Source organism: Agreia sp. Leaf283, from assembly GCF_001422485.1.
GTDB lineage: Bacteria > Actinomycetota > Actinomycetes > Actinomycetales > Microbacteriaceae > Agreia.
This window is the reverse complement of the sequence record NZ_LMNF01000003.1, coordinates 488,639-502,686: the sequence shown is the minus strand read 5'-3', so window position 1 is coordinate 502,686 and position 14,048 is coordinate 488,639. Positions and strand designations below refer to the sequence as shown.

The following is a 14,048-nucleotide window of genomic DNA, read 5'->3' as shown; positions in this document are numbered from 1 at the left end:
ACAGGCCCCGGGCCTTCTCAGCGGAAGCGAACCGTGCTCGTGCCGGCCACCAGCGTCTTGGAGACGGCGTCACGAACAACGCTGGACGGATATCCCTTGCGTTGCAGGAAGCTGCTGAGACGGCGCTCCGCCGTCGCCCGGTCGAGACGCAGAAGGCTGGGAGCCTTCTTCTCTGCGAGCTCGAGCGCGCGGGCGAGTTCATCGTCGTCGTCGAGGGAGGTCAGCAGGTCGGAGACGATCTCCTGGCTGATGCGCTTGGCGCCGAGTTCGCGCTGGATCTGGCTGCGGCCGAATCCCTTGCGCCGGTGAAGGCGCTCGATCTCGCGTTCTGCGAAGGCGTAGTCGTCGACATACCCCTTCGACCGATAGATCGTGAGGAAGCCCTCGAATGCCGAGGAATGCACCCCGTTCGCCGCGAGGATCTCGGTGACCTGCCATTCGGACAGGTCTTTTCGCGCCAGGGCCCGCACAACGAGATTCTCGAGATCTGCGAGCTGCAGCTCCTGCTCGTCGACCTGCTCGGGCGTGAGCCCGGCAGTGTCGAGAACAGGCACGGCGACCGGGCCGGAAGGGTGACGACCTGCCTGGGGCTGTTCGTCGGGCGAACCGAACAGAAAGGCGACCGGAGCCATCGTCTTCTCGGGGACGTCGCCCTCGGGACCATCGACTGTCTCGTCGGGGGATGGGGTGAATCTGACCACGATCGCGGCCTTTCTGTTCGGTTCGATGAACGACGAAGGGTCAGGCGCCCTTGCGCGCAGGTGTCTTCGTTGCCAGGGCCACGGGCGCAGCCGGAGCGGCGGCGGCGGCCTTGTCTGCACCGATACCGAGCTTGGTGAGAATCTTCGTCTCGATCTCTGCAGCGACCTCGGGGTTCTCGGTGAGGAACCGGCGAGAGTTCTCTTTGCCCTGGCCCAGCTGCTCGCCCTCGTAGGTGTACCAGGCACCGGACTTGCGAACGATCTCGTGCTCGACACCGAAGTCGATGAGGCTGCCCTCGCGGGAGATGCCGATGCCGTAGAGGATGTCGAATTCTGCCTGCTTGAAGGGCGGCGCCATCTTGTTCTTGACGACCTTCACCCGGGTGCGGTTACCGACGGCGTCTGTTCCCTCTTTCAGGGTCTCGATGCGTCGGATGTCGAGGCGGACGGAGGCGTAGAACTTGAGCGCCTTGCCACCCGCGGTCGTCTCGGGGCTGCCGAAGAAGACGCCGATCTTCTCGCGCAGCTGGTTGATGAAGATCATGGTGGTGTTCGTGGTGCTGAGGCCACCCGTGAGCTTGCGGAGAGCCTGGGACATGAGTCGTGCCTGCAGACCGACGTGGGAGTCGCCCATCTCGCCCTCGATCTCTGCACGCGGCACGAGGGCTGCGACGGAGTCGATGACGATGAGGTCGATGGAGCCGCTTCGCACGAGCATGTCGGCGATCTCGAGCGCCTGCTCACCGGTGTCGGGCTGGGACACGAGGAGTGCGTCGATGTCGACTCCGAGCTTCTGTGCATAGGCCGGGTCGAGCGCGTGCTCTGCGTCGATGAACGCGGCGATTCCGCCGGCCTTCTGGGCGTTGGCGATCGCGTGGAGTGTGAGGGTGGTCTTTCCCGAGGACTCCGGGCCGTAGATCTCGACGATGCGGCCCCTGGGGAGCCCTCCGACTCCGAGCGCGACGTCGAGGGCGATCGACCCCGTGGGGATGACCTCGACCGGCGCCCGATCGTCGCTGCCGAGGCGCATGACGGACCCCTTGCCGAACTGTCGGTCGATCTGTGCAAGTGCGGTTTCGAGTGCCTTTTCTCGTGTGGCATCTGATGGCATTGCTGTCTCCTTCTGTCGTGCGCGGAATCCGTCGCGTGAGTTTTTCGCCTATAGGCTGTCGCGCCGGCGAACCGGGTGTCGACAAGGCGTTCGCATCGTGGTGTGCGTGTGATCCGACTGTAGACACGACCACCGACACGGGGGTCGGGGCGGCGTCGGACAGTGGACAACACGGCCAACACTTCTGCTGTGAAGGAGACTACACAGGTCTAGAACATATATTCGAGCGGCACGGGGCGTGTCGCTTCGAATCGACGAGAAATCAGGAGCGCGGGGCGGGCAGGCCGACACCGTGCCAGCGTGATTCGGGAACCCCGCTGGCACGGCAGAGAGCCAGCCAGACCTGCCGCACCGCCACACCCTGATTCAACGCATCGTCGGCTGTTCTGTCGGCGAGCTCGGCGATGACGAGGTCACCCGTGACCACACGGCCGTATGCCACGCCGAACTCGTCGGCGACCGCCTGTCGGAATTCGCTCAGTCTCATGGTGTCCTCACTGCCCGGCTGCACCCACGGGCATAGCGAAGGGCCTCGTCACATCAATCGTGACGAGGCCCTCGCATGGTCGATCTCGTGCCGGAGTGGAACTACCGGGCGAGAAGCTTGGAATCGTAGCCCGCGACGAATTCGTCGGGGACGGTGTCGGGAATCGTGTCGATCCCCTCGATCACGGCGAGGCGGTCTCCGACCTCGCGCATGATGACGGAGATTGGCGTGTCGAGGGCCTCGGCCACCGACGCGAGGATCTCACTCGACGCCTCTTTCTGTCCACGCTCGACTTCGCTGAGGTAACCCAGGGCGACACTCGCCTTGCTGGCCACCTGCCGAAGGGTGCGACCCTTCTGGAGACGAAAGTCTCGCAGCACGTCGCCGATTTCCTGGCGAACTAAAATCACTGGACCCCTCCTTGCTGTTTGTCTTGCGTCAATACGATGCGACCGATCGGACAAAGCCCGACCGGTACTGTCTGAAACTCTAAACGACACTGAACCGTCTTTTCTGTGAATGACATCAGTTGTAACGAGATGGAAATGCCGTTCATTCCCGACTTCGACACCGCATCCGGATAGTTCTTATGAGGAATTCGAGGCGGTCGGGCAGACGGATTGGTTGAACACCCCGAGATCAGGCTTCAACGGAGGGTGTCGCGAGCACCGCGTCGAGAAGCAGCCGGATGGCCGCCGCGACAGTCTGTTGCCGCACGGCGTCGCGGTCTCCGTGAAGCTGCAGCCTGTGGGAGGACACCGTGCCGTCGCTGGCCAGGCCGATGAAGACGGTGCCGGCCTCATGGCCGTCCTGGGCGCCGGGGCCCGCCACCCCCGTGGTCGACAGCCCCCAATCGGCGGGCTGCTCCCTCCCGAGGCGGTCGCGCACGCCGGATGCCATCTGCCCGGCCACGTCGGGATCGACCGGTCCGCGGGTGGCGAGGAGACGGGCGTCGACGCCGAGCAGCGTGCTCTTGAGGTCGGTGGCGTAGGCGACCACTCCCCCGCGCACCGCATGCGATGCGCCCGGGATGCGGATGAGCTCGGCGACCAGGAGACCGCCGGTCAGTGACTCGGCCACCGCCACCGTGAGCCGCCGCTCACGGAGCTCCTCGATCAGTCTGCGGGTCTCGTCGGGCGCGGCGGTGTCGGTCACGACGCTGCTCTGGCCGACCTGCTGAGGCGGCGCGCCTGCACGAGGTAGTCGATCCCCGTGATGACCGTGAGAACGAACGCGATCGACATCGTGATGATGTTGACCCAGTCGAACCAGCTGCCGAACAGCGAAGGGAACGGCACGAGGGCGAGCGAGATGGCGATGGACTGGGCCAGCGTCTTCAGCTTTCCCCCGCGCGATGCCGGAATCACCCGGTCGCTGAGGACGGCGAAGCGGAACACGGTGATGCCCACCTCGCGCACGAGGATGATCGCTGTGACCCACCAGGGAAGCTCGGCCAGGATGGACAGCCCGACGAGGGCAGCGCCTGTGAGAACCTTGTCGGCGATCGGGTCGAGGAGTTTGCCCAGGTCGGTGACCTGGTTGCGGGATCGAGCGATGTGTCCGTCGATGCCGTCGGTCGCGATCGCCACGATGAACAGGGCCGCTGCGGCATAGCGCAGCGGTGTGTCGGCACCGCCGTCGGCCAGCAGCATCCAGAAGAACACCGGCGCCAGCAGGATGCGGACGACCGTGATGATGTTCGGGAGATTCCAGTTGCTCACTCGCGGAGCGGCCTCGGTCACGTTCGTCTACTCTCTGCCGGTCAGGCCCCAGGCATCCTCGTCTGAGTCGCCCTCTTCCTCAGGGTACCGTTCCAGGCCTCTCGCCACGGGGTCGTCGGCGTAGGGGTCGTCGGCCGCGCCTCCCGCCGGCGCCGAGGGGGCGAGGGATGCAGCTGCTGCGGGCGCAGCTGCTGTGGGCGCACCACGCAGCATCGCGAGGATCTCCGGCAGCTGCTCGGCGGTCACCAGCACGTCACGGGCCTTCGAGCCCTCGGACGGGCCGACGATCTCGCGCGACTCCATCAGGTCCATCAGGCGCCCGGCCTTGGCGAAGCCGACCTTCAGCTTGCGCTGGAGCATGGAGGTCGACCCGAATTGGGTGTTCACAACGAGCTCGGCCGCAGCCAGAAGGATCTCGAGGTCGTCGCCGATATCGGCGTCGATGTTCTTCTTGACGGCCTCGACGGCCACGTCGTCGCGGTACTCCGGTCGAGCCTGGTGGGTGACGTGCTGAACGACGGTCGCGATCTCGGCCTCGCTCACCCACGCGCCCTGCACCCGGATGGCCTTGGAGGAGCCCATCGGGAGGAAGAGTCCGTCGCCCTGGCCGATGAGCTTGTCGGCGCCGGGCTGGTCGAGGATGACTCGGGAATCGGTGACGCTCGTGACCGCGAAGGCCAGGCGGCTCGGCACGTTCGCCTTGATCAGTCCGGTGACGACGTCGACGCTCGGCCGCTGCGTGGCGAGCACGAGGTGGATGCCCGAGGCGCGCGCCAGCTGTGTGATCCGCACGATGGAATCCTCGACGTCGCGGGGAGCCACCATCATCAGGTCGGCGAGCTCGTCGACGACGATGAGCAGGTAGGGGTAGGGCTTCAGCTGCCGGAGACTGCCCGCAGGAAGGATGATCTCGTTGTTGACGACGGCCTTGTTGAAGTCGTCGATGTGCCTGAAGCCGAAGCTCTCGAGGTCGTCGTACCTCATGTCCATCTCTTTGACCACCCAGGCCAGCGCTTCGGCGGCCTTCTTGGGGTTCGTGATGATGGGTGTGATGAGGTGGGGCACACCCTGATAGGCGGTGAGTTCGACGCGCTTGGGGTCGATGAGCACCATGCGCACCTCGCTGGGCTTCGCGCGCATCAGGATCGACGTGACCATCGAGTTGACGAAGCTCGACTTTCCGGAACCGGTCGAGCCGGCCACGAGGAGGTGGGGCATCTTGGCCAGGTTCGCCATGACGAACTTTCCTTCGACGTCTTTTCCGACACCGATGGTCATGGGGTGGTTGTCGGACGCGGCCTTCGACGAACGCAGCACGTCGCCCAGCGAGACGATCTCCCGGTCTGTATTGGGGATCTCGACGCCGATGGCGCTCTTGCCAGGAATGGGCGAGAGGATCCGCACTTCGTTGCTCGCCACGGCGTACGACAGGTTCTTCGACAGGGCCGTGACCCGCTCGACCTTGACACCGGGGCCCAGTTCGATCTCGTAGCGGGTGACCGTGGGGCCGCGCGAGAAGCCGGTCACGGTCGCGTCGACGGAGAACTGCTTCAGCACCTCGGTGATCGCGGCGACGATCTCGTCGTTCGCGGCCGACCGTGCAAGCGACGGTCCGCCCACCTTGAGGCTGGCCGCCGCGGGAAGCCTGTAGTCGGCGGCGGGCGTGTCGATCTCGATGCCGGACCCGACCGAGTCGTCGTCGAGTTCGAGCTCCGGCTGCACGACGCGCACGGGGGGCGGCGGATACGCCGAGGACGATTCGGTGGCCGCGTCGTCGAGGAGGCTCGTCTGCGGAGCGGCGCCGGGTCGGACCTCGCCGGTGAACCGTCGGACGGCGCGTTCGGCCGCCTTCATGTCATTGAGCAGTGCGGCCTGCGCCTCGTCGTCGTCGGGGTCTGCCACGCTTGCGGCGCTGGCGAACGGCTCGTCTGACGCCGGAGTGCGGTCTTCGACACGGGGCGCCATCGCGGGGGCGTCGAACTCGGGGTCTTCTTCACGCTGGGACGAGTTGCGCCTCCACCAGGGCAGACCGTCGGAGCCGACCTCGCGGGCGGCGAGATCGATCTGTTCGGTCGTCAGCACGTCGGCCTCGGCGGCTTTCGCCGCCTTCTCGGCCTTGGCCGCCTTCTTCGCCTCGCGGTGCTCCGCCTCGTCGGGGAAGGCTGCTCCGAACAGGTAGGCGTACAGCTCGCGGAGCCGCGATCCTATGCGGTTCGGAGGAGTCTTGGTGAGGATGAAGACGCTCAACAGCAGGAGGGCCGACACGACGATGGTCGCGCCGATGGGGGTGATCAGTGCGACCAAGGGCGCCGCGAGGACCCATCCCAGGATGCCGCCTCCCGTAGCCAGTTGCCCGCCCGACGGGTTGGGCTGGCCGCCGTAGATGTGACAGAGCGACGACACCGTGATGAGCATGAGACCCAGCCCGATGCCGATGCGGCCGTTGTTGTGCACGGAGCTGGGATGCCGGAACAGCCAGGCCGCGAGCAGGAGCAGCACCACCGGGAGGGCGTAGGCGACGCGCCCGAATAGCAGCCCGAAAGTCCACGCCTCGACGGCGACGGCCACGGTGTTGGAGACCAGGAACCACTCGACGACCGCGCCGGCGATCGCCAGCAGCACGAGCAGGAACGGCAGTCCGTCGCGCCGCTCGGCCTTGTCGAGTTCTGCCGGAGAGAACGCGCGGAACGCGCCGCCGACGACGTGGGCCATGCCCAGCCAGGCGCGGGTCACGAGACCGGGGCCGTGATCGTCCTTCGCGGCCGGGTTCAGGCGCACGGTCTTCTGGGTCGCCGCAGCGCGCGTGGGCGTCTTTCGTGCGCCCGTGGACGCACCCGCGCGACCGGAGGATGCACCGCGTGCGCGGGAGGTCGACTTGGTACTCGTAGCCATGGTGTCACGCTACCCGGGGGTGCCGACGATCGCCGGTTGCGCGGGCCGGGTGTCTGATTTCGGCGTACCCTCATGCCATGTCGCCTCGCCTCCGTCTCGTGCTGCTCGTCTCGACTCCAGCCCTGGCGTGCGCGCTCATCGGCCTGCTGCATCCGCACCATCTGACGGCTGACACGGCGGCGCGCTGGCAGCTGATGCACCTGGTGCTCATCCCCGTCTTTCCGCTGATCGGCTTCGCCCCGTGGCTGATCGCGCGTCGCACGAGCAGAGTGCTCGGCATCGTCGCCGCCGTGGCCGGCTACGGGTTCGCCACGTTCTACACGTCGCTCGATCTCCTGGCCGGCGTCGCGGCCGGCACGCTCCAGCTGGCCGGCGTGACGGAAGGCAAGGCTCCGGTCTACGAGATCGCCCGCGAGGTCGGCCTCATCGGCGTCGTCTCGCTCGTGATCGCCTGCCTCGCGGCGACGGTCGCGGTCTTCGTGCGGCGACGGCTGCGCGCACTCCCCGGCGGCGTTCTCGCGGTCGCGGGCGCCGTGCTCGTGCAGCCCGGACACATCTACCCGGGTCTCGGAACCCTGGCCATGCTTCTGCTCGCCGCGGGGCTCGTGGCACTCGCCGTCGAGGTCGCACCCACGAGGCGCGCGGCCGATACGCCGTGAACGACCGAGGGCCCGGCGACGATCGCCGGGCCCACAGTGAAGCGGTGCTCTACGCCTCGATGACGAGCGGCACGATCATGGGGCGACGACGGTACGACGTGTTGACCCAGCGACCGACCGTGCGGCGCACGACCTGCTGCATCGCGTGCTGGTCGTGCATGCCGTTCTTGGATGCCTCGGCCAGGGCCGCGACGATCTTCGGCTTCACATCGTCGAAGACGGACTCGTCTTCGGCGAAGCCCTTCGCGTGGATCTCGGGGCCGACCACGACACGACCGGTCTGCGCCTCGATCACCACGATGATCGAGATGAAACCCTCTTCGCCGAGGATGCGACGATCCTTGAGATCGGCGTCCGTGATCTCGCCGACGCTCGAGCCGTCGACGTAGACGAAGCCCAGGTCGTACTGGCCGACGACGGAGGCGACGCCGTCTTTGAGGTCGATGACCGTGCCGTCTTCGGCGATGATCGTGTTCTCTTCGGGGATGCCGGTCTGCTGTGCCAGCTTCGCGTTCGCGACCAGGTGGCGCTGCTCGCCGTGAACGGGCAGCACGTTCTTCGGCTTCAGGATGTTGTAGCAGTAGAGCAGCTCGCCGGCGGCCGCGTGACCGGAGACGTGCACCTTAGCGTTGCCCTTGTGCACCACGTTGGCGCCGAGCTTCATGAGTCCGTTGATGATGCGGTAGACGGCGTTCTCGTTGCCGGGGATCAGGCTCGAGGCGAGGATGACGGTGTCGTTCTCGCCGATCTCGACCTGGTGCTCGCCGTTCGCCATGCGGCTGAGCACGGCCATCGGCTCGCCCTGCGAGCCCGTGGACATGTAGACGATCTTGTTGTCGGGGATGTCCCCCGCCTTCTTGAAGTCGATGAGCACGTTCTCGGGCACCCGCAGGTATCCGAGCTCGGCCGCGATCTGCATGTTGCGCACCATCGACCGGCCCAGGAGGGCGACCCGACGGCCGTTGTTGTGCGCGGCATCCAGAACCTGCTGCACGCGGTGCACGTGCGAGGAGAAGCTGGCCACGACGACCCGACGCGGAGCGCGGCGGATGACGTCGTCGAGCACGGGACCGATGGAGCGCTCGAGCGCCGTGAATCCCGGGACGTCGGCGTTGGTCGAGTCGACCAGGAAGAGGTCGACGCCCTCTTCGCCGAGGCGGGCGAACGCACGGAGGTCGGTGAGCCGGTTGTCGAGCGGCAGCTGGTCCATCTTGAAGTCGCCCGTGTGCAGAACGGTGCCTGCGACCGTCTTGATCGCCACGGCCAGGGCATCGGGGATGGAGTGGTTGACGGCGACGAACTCGAGCTCGAACGGCCCGAACTGCTCGATCTGGCCCTCGGCGACGGTCAGCGTGTAGGGCTTGATGCGGTGCTCTTTGAGCTTCGCCTCGATGAGCGCGAGAGTGAGGCCCGAACCGATGAGCGGGATGTCGCGCTTCAGGCGCAGCAGATAGGGCACGGCGCCGATGTGATCCTCGTGACCGTGCGTCAGCACGATGCCGAGGACGTCGTCGAGTCGATCGCGCACGATCGAGAAGTCGGGGAGGATCAGGTCGACCCCGGGCTGGTGCTCTTCGGGGAAGAGCACGCCGCAGTCGACGATCAGCAGCTTGCCGTTGATCTCGAAGACGGTCATGTTGCGGCCGATCTCGCCGAGGCCACCGACCGGAATGATCCGGAGGGTGTCAGGGGCGAGGGCGCGCGGTTCGTATGCGATGTTGGGCATGTGCCCTCCTAGCTCGTGGTGCCGACCCGAAGGGTCAGCGTGTTGTGCCCGCGACCTTCGGCAGTGCGCCGCCGGCGGCGGCATTGCGGTCGGGGCGGAAGTTGGTGAAGTCGATCGAGGGGATTCCCTTGACCAGGTCGATCTCGTTCTCGATCTGCGCGGCTTCCCACTCCTCGGGACCGACGAGCGGCAGTCGCACCCGGGGACTCGAGATGCGGCCGAGGCCGTGCAGGATGTACTTGGCCGCGACGGTGCCCGGAACGTGGGTCATGACGGCGCGCACGAGCGGCTCGAGCGCCTGGTGCGCCGCTGTCGCCGTGGCGAGGTCGCCGGCGTTGACCGCGTCGACCATGACTCGGTACGGACCCGAGGCGATGTTGTTCGTGACCCCGATGAGCCCGGTGGCGCCGATGGAGAGATGCGGCAGCACGTTGGCGTCGTCGCCGGAGAAGTACATGAGGTCGGTCTGGTTGATGACCCTGCTCACCTCGCTGAAGTCGCCCTTGGCGTCTTTGATCGCGAGGATGTTCGGGTGCTTGGCCAGGCGGAGGATCGTCTCGTACTTGATCGGCACGCCGGTGCGGCCCGGAATGTCGTAGAGGATGACCGGGAGGTCGGTCGAGTCCGCGATCATGCGGAAGTGCGTGAGGAGCCCGGCCTGGGTGGGCTTGTTGTAGTAGGGCGTGACGACGAGGTTGCCGTCGGCGCCGGCCTTCTCGCTCTGGCGGGCGAGCTGCATGGCGTGGGCCGTCTCGTTCGATCCGCCGCCGGTGAGCACCTTCGCCCGACCCGCCGAAACGGACTTCGCGACCTGCACGAGCTGCAGCTTCTCGGCGTCGGTGAGGGTCGAGGTCTCCCCCGTCGTTCCCGACACCACGATGCCGTCGGCTCCATGGCTGATGACGTTGTCGATGTGCTTCTCGACACTGGGCCAGTCGACCTCGCCATCGGCGGTGAACGGGGTGACGAGGGCCACGAGCACCTGGCCGAACGGATTCTCTTTCGTTATCACGGGTTACAGGCTACCGGTCGCGTCGGCATACGCGCCGACAGGGAGTGCTCAGAATCCGAGCCGCCCGAGCTGCTTCGGATCGCGCTGCCAGTCTTTGGCGACCTTGACACGCAGGCTGAGGAAGACCTGCTTGCCGATCAGGGGCTCGATCTGCTCGCGGGCGGTGGCGCCCACCGCGCCGAGCCGTGACCCGCCCTTGCCGATGATGATGGCCTTCTGGCTGTCGCGTTCGACGAACACGTTGGCGTAGATCTCGACCAGCTCGCGGTCGTCGCGCTCGATGATGTCGTCGATGGTCACGGCGAGCGAGTGCGGCAGTTCGTCGTGCACCCCCTCGAGCGCGGCCTCCCGGATGAGCTCGGAGATGCGGGCCTCGAGCCCCTCGTCGGTGGTCTGTTCAGCCGGGTACAGCTGGGGCGAGACGGGAAGGAGGCGGATGAGCTCGGTCGAGAGGGTGTCGAGCTGGATGCGACTCTGGGCCGACAGGGGAACCACGGCCTCCCAGTCACGCAGCTCCGACACGGCGAGAAGCTGTTCTGCGACCGCGGGCCGCGAGGCCGCATCGATCTTCGTCACGATCGCGACCTTCTTGGCCTTGGGAAAGCTGTCGAGCTGCTCGTTGATGAAGCGGTCGCCAGGGCCGAGCTTCTCGTTGGCCGGAATGCAGAAACCGATGACGTCGACGTCGCCCAGGGTGGTCTGCACGATCGCGTTGAGCCGCTCGCCCAAGAGGGTGCGCGGCCGGTGCATGCCCGGGGTGTCGACGAGGATCAGCTGTCCGTCTTCGCGGTGCACGATGCCGCGGATGGCGCGACGCGTCGTCTGCGGCTTGGATGACGTGATCGCCACCTTCTCGCCCACGAGGGCGTTCGTCAGGGTCGACTTTCCCACGTTGGGACGACCGACGAACGAGACGAATCCCGCCCGGAAGTCGTGTGTCGGGCTGTCGGTGCCGGGGTCGGTCACTCGGGTCCTCTCTCTGAGACGAGCGGCTGCGCCGACTGGTCTCGCTGCACCAGGACGGTGCTGATTCGTTTGCGGCGGCCTTCGGTGCGTTCGGCGGTGAGGACGAGGCCCGACGTCGTGACCTGGGAGCCGCTCGAGGGCAGGCGTCCGAGCTCCTTCGACAGGAGCCCTCCCACGGAGTCGACGTCGTCATCGTCGAGCTCGAGGTCGAAGAGTTCGCCGAGCTCGTCGACGGGAAGACGCGCGCTGACGCGATAGACGCCTTCCGACACGTTCTCCACCTCCACGATCTCTCGGTCGTACTCGTCGGAGATGTCTCCGACCAATTCCTCGATCAAGTCCTCGAGGGTCACAAGACCGGCGATTCCGCCGTACTCATCCACAACCATGGCGAGGTGATTGGAGTCGAGCTGCATCTGTCGCAGCGTGTCGTCAACTTTCTTCGACTCGGGAACGAAGAGGGCGGGGCGCGCGAGCTTGCCCACGGTGCGCTTGTCGAGCGCGGCGGGCTTCTCATAGGCGAGACGGGCCACATCGCGCAGATACAGGATGCCGACGATCTCGTCGACGTCATCGGCGACGACGGGCATGCGGGATACTCCGGTGCTGAGGAAGAGCCCCATGCCCTGGCCCACGGTGGCCGTGGCGTCGACCGTCACCATGTCGGTTCGCGGGATCATGACCTCGCGCACGACGGTGTCGCTGAAGTCGATGATCGAGTGGATGAGCTCCCTGTCCTCCTCTTCGAGCACATCGAGCTCGGTCGCCTCGTCGACCATGCTGAGAAGCTGCTGCTCCGAGGTGAACGCTGCGGAACGGGGACGCCCGGGAGTGACGCGATTGCCGAACGCCACGAGCGCGCCCGCGATGGGGCCGAGCACGACCCGCAGGCTGTGCACGAGCAGCGCGGTGAGTCCCACGACCGCCTGGGGGTGCGCCCTGCCCACGCTGCGCGGGCTCGACCCCACGAGCACGAACGACACGACGGTCATGATGAGCGCGGCGAACAGAAGAACGAGCCACGGGCCTTCGATCCACACCGACAGCACGATGGTCACCAGCACCGCGGCGGTCGTCTCGGAGACGACACGGGCGAAGTTGACCACGTTCATGTGGGGGCTGGGGTCTGCTGCGATCGCGCGGAGCGACCTCTTCGCCCGGTACTTCTCGGCGAGTTCGGCGATATCGGCGCGCGACAGCACGACGAGGGCCGCGTCCGTCGCGGCGAACAGCCCGCCCATGGCAACGAGCATGAATGCCGCGACCAGGAAGAGTGCTGTGATCATGTACGGCGGCGGCGCTCAGTGGCCGCGAACCCGGTGAGGATGTCTCGCTGCAGACCGAACATCTCCTTCTCCTCGTCGGGTTCGGCGTGGTCGAAGCCGAGGAGGTGGAGAACGCCGTGGGCTGTCAGGAGCTGGAGCTCGTCGAGAGTGGAGTGACCCGCGCCGACCGCCTGCACCTCCGCCACCTGGGGGCACAGCACGATGTCGCCGAGCAGGCCGGGAGGGGTGGGGGCGTCTTCTGTTCCCGGGCGCAACTCGTCCATGGGGAAGCTCAGGACGTCGGTCGGACCCGGCTCGTCCATCCACTGCACGTGGAGCTGCTCCATGGCGGCCTCGTCGACGAGCACGATCGCGAGTTCGGCGTCGGGGTGCACGTGCAGCTGGTCGAGCGCGTAGGTCGCGAGCCTCAGAATCGCCGTCTCATCGACTTCGATCGCGGACTCGTTGTTGATCTCGATCGTCATCGCTGCTTCTTATACCTTTGGTCTCGCTCGGAGGCGCCGATCTTCTCGCCGGCCTTCCGTGCCATCTGGATCTGGTCGTACTTCGTGTAGGCGTCGACGATCTGACCCACGAGGGTGTGTCGGACGACGTCGGCGCTCGTCATGGTGGCGAAGTGAATGTCGTCGATATCGCCGAGCACCCGGGTGACGAGCTGCAACCCGCTCGTTCCGACCGGGAGGTCGACCTGGGTGATGTCGCCGGTGATCACCATGCGCGATCCGAACCCGAGTCGCGTGAGGAACATCTTCATCTGCTCGGGGCTCGTGTTCTGCGCTTCGTCGAGCACGATGAACGAGTCGTTCAGCGTTCGGCCGCGCATGTAGGCGAGGGGGGCGACCTCGATCGTGCCGGCCGCCAGAAGCTTCGGAACGACCTCCGGATCGAGCATCTCGTTCAGGGCGTCGTAGAGCGGTCGCAGGTAGGGATCGATCTTGTCCGTGAGCGTTCCGGGCAGGTAGCCGAGGCGCTCCCCCGCCTCGACGGCCGGCCGCGTGAGGATGATGCGGTTGACCTCTTTGCGCTGCAGGGCCTGAACGGCCTTGGCCATGGCCAAGTACGTCTTGCCCGTGCCGGCCGGGCCGATGCCGAAGACGATGGTGTTGAGGTCGATCGCGTCGACGTATGCCTTCTGACCGGCGGTCTTGGGCCGGATGCTCTTGCCCCGCGTCGAGAGGATGGCCTGGCCGAGCAGGTCGACAGGGCTCGCGGTCTTGTCGGCGTCGAGGATCGCTGCGCTCGACGTGACTTCGGTGGAGGTCAAATCTTGTCCGTTCTTGATCATCACGAGGAGTTCGTCGACGAGGCGTCGGGCCGATTCGACCTCGTCTGCATCATCGCCGGTGAGGGTGACCTCATTGCCGCGCACATGCACGTCGACGCCCGGATACTGCTTCTCGATCGTGGACAGGAGTCTGTCTTGGGGACCGAGCAGGCGCACCATGGCGATGCCGTCGATGAAGAGTCTGGCCTCGCCCGGTGTGGAA

General features: G+C 66.4%; 14 protein-coding genes. 1 reads left to right on the top strand and 13 read right to left on the bottom strand.

The annotated features are described in order from the left end of the window. Positions 1-17: 17 nt before the first annotated feature. The 7 genes from ASF51_RS16025 to ASF51_RS15995 form a co-directional block, all read right to left on the bottom strand. Complete coding sequence (locus ASF51_RS16025) at positions 18-701, bottom strand: regulatory protein RecX (RefSeq protein ID WP_055932066.1); 684 nt, start codon at positions 699-701, stop codon at positions 18-20. A gap of 40 nt (positions 702-741) precedes the next feature. Beyond that, a complete protein-coding gene (recA, locus tag ASF51_RS16020; RefSeq protein ID WP_055932063.1) occupies positions 742-1,812 on the bottom strand; it encodes a recombinase RecA in 1,071 nt (356 codons plus the stop codon). Positions 1,813-2,074: 262 nt separating this feature from the next. Further along, complete coding sequence (locus tag ASF51_RS16015; RefSeq protein ID WP_055932328.1) at positions 2,075-2,299, bottom strand: DUF3046 domain-containing protein; 225 nt, start codon at positions 2,297-2,299, stop codon at positions 2,075-2,077. Positions 2,300-2,400: 101 nt separating this feature from the next. Further along, positions 2,401-2,709, bottom strand: coding sequence for a helix-turn-helix domain-containing protein (locus tag ASF51_RS16010; protein ID WP_055932059.1), 309 nt, complete (start codon positions 2,707-2,709; stop codon positions 2,401-2,403). A 229-nt stretch (positions 2,710-2,938) separates the two neighbouring features. Next, entirely contained in the window at positions 2,939-3,454 is a 516-nt protein-coding gene (locus ASF51_RS16005; protein ID WP_235497286.1) for a CinA family protein, read from the bottom strand. Continuing rightward, positions 3,451-4,041: a CDP-diacylglycerol--glycerol-3-phosphate 3-phosphatidyltransferase gene (pgsA, locus tag ASF51_RS16000; protein WP_055932055.1), complete on the bottom strand. Its 591-nt coding sequence runs from the start codon at positions 4,039-4,041 to the stop codon at positions 3,451-3,453. The genes ASF51_RS16005 and pgsA overlap by 4 nt, the downstream gene beginning before the upstream one ends. A gap of 6 nt (positions 4,042-4,047) precedes the next feature. Continuing rightward, a complete protein-coding gene (locus tag ASF51_RS15995; RefSeq protein WP_055932052.1) occupies positions 4,048-6,912 on the bottom strand; it encodes a DNA translocase FtsK in 2,865 nt (954 codons plus the stop codon). A gap of 77 nt (positions 6,913-6,989) precedes the next feature. Here ASF51_RS15995 and ASF51_RS15990 point away from each other — a divergent pair, with 77 nt between their 5' ends. Beyond that, positions 6,990-7,571 (top strand): hypothetical protein, encoded by a 582-nt coding sequence (locus ASF51_RS15990; protein WP_055932050.1) that lies wholly within the window; start codon positions 6,990-6,992, stop codon positions 7,569-7,571. Positions 7,572-7,620: 49 nt separating this feature from the next. Here the strand turns inward: ASF51_RS15990 and ASF51_RS15985 are convergent, their stop codons facing one another. From ASF51_RS15985 to ASF51_RS15960, 6 genes are read right to left on the bottom strand one after another with little or no spacing between them, the layout of a single operon-like run. After that, complete coding sequence (locus tag ASF51_RS15985; protein WP_055932047.1) at positions 7,621-9,297, bottom strand: ribonuclease J; 1,677 nt, start codon at positions 9,295-9,297, stop codon at positions 7,621-7,623. A 34-nt stretch (positions 9,298-9,331) separates the two neighbouring features. Beyond that, a complete protein-coding gene (gene dapA, locus ASF51_RS15980) occupies positions 9,332-10,309 on the bottom strand; it encodes a 4-hydroxy-tetrahydrodipicolinate synthase (protein ID WP_055932044.1) in 978 nt (325 codons plus the stop codon). A 48-nt stretch (positions 10,310-10,357) separates the two neighbouring features. Then, positions 10,358-11,275, bottom strand: a complete 918-nt coding sequence (gene era, locus ASF51_RS15975; RefSeq protein ID WP_055932041.1) for a GTPase Era — start codon at positions 11,273-11,275, stop codon at positions 10,358-10,360. Continuing rightward, positions 11,272-12,561 carry a hemolysin family protein gene (locus tag ASF51_RS15970; protein ID WP_055932036.1) on the bottom strand — a complete coding sequence of 430 codons (1,290 nt, stop codon included), beginning with the start codon at positions 12,559-12,561 and terminating at the stop codon, positions 11,272-11,274. Before ASF51_RS15970 ends, era begins: the two co-directional genes overlap by 4 nt. Then, entirely contained in the window at positions 12,558-13,025 is a 468-nt protein-coding gene (gene ybeY / locus ASF51_RS15965; RefSeq protein WP_055932033.1) for an rRNA maturation RNase YbeY, read from the bottom strand. Before ybeY ends, ASF51_RS15970 begins: the two co-directional genes overlap by 4 nt. Then, entirely contained in the window at positions 13,022-14,005 is a 984-nt protein-coding gene (locus tag ASF51_RS15960) for a PhoH family protein (protein WP_082480284.1), read from the bottom strand. Before ASF51_RS15960 ends, ybeY begins: the two co-directional genes overlap by 4 nt. Between the last annotated feature and the right edge of the window lie 43 nt (positions 14,006-14,048).